Source organism: Aeromicrobium sp. 50.2.37 (assembly GCF_024655735.1).
GTDB lineage: Bacteria > Actinomycetota > Actinomycetes > Propionibacteriales > Nocardioidaceae > Aeromicrobium.
The window spans coordinates 1-529 of the sequence record NZ_JANLGG010000060.1 but is presented as its reverse complement, the minus strand read 5'-3'; the positions used below and the strand labels follow the sequence as shown (position 1 = coordinate 529).

At 78.8% G+C, this 529-nt stretch carries 1 protein-coding gene; it reads left to right on the top strand.

Annotated elements, in window-relative coordinates; translation table 11 throughout:
- Positions 1–529 (top strand): cobalamin biosynthesis protein (locus tag NUV38_RS17090; RefSeq protein WP_257730260.1); only part of this gene is annotated, 529 nt, incomplete at both ends.

Genomic DNA, 529 nt, shown 5'->3' with positions numbered 1-529 from the left:
CCGCCGCGCGCCGCCGAGGACCTGTGGCCGAGGCGGTGCTGACCGCGGCCTGCACGTGGGCCGTGCTCGGCGGGCGTTCGCTGGAGCGCGAGGCGCTCGCCGTGCACGCCCTGCTCGACGCCGACGACCTGGCCGGTGCCCGCCGCCGCGTGACCCATCTCGTGGGCCGCGACCCCAGCACGCTCGACGTCGAGGGCGTGGCCCGCGCGACGGTCGAGTCCGTCGCCGAGAACACGTCCGACGCCGTCGTCGCGCCCCTCGTGGCCGGCGCCGTCGCGGGGGTCCCCGGGCTCCTGGCCTACCGCGCCGCCAACACCCTCGACGCCATGGTGGGCCACCGGACGCCACGCCTCGAGCGGTTCGGCTGGGCCGCCGCACGGCTCGACGACGGGCTCAACCTCGTGCCCGCGCGGCTGTCCGCGACCCTGGCCGTCGTCACCGCCCCGCTCGTCGACGGCAGCCCCGGCACGGCCGTTCGCGCGTGGCGCCGCGACGCCCGCCACCACCCGAGCCCCAACGCCGGACCTGT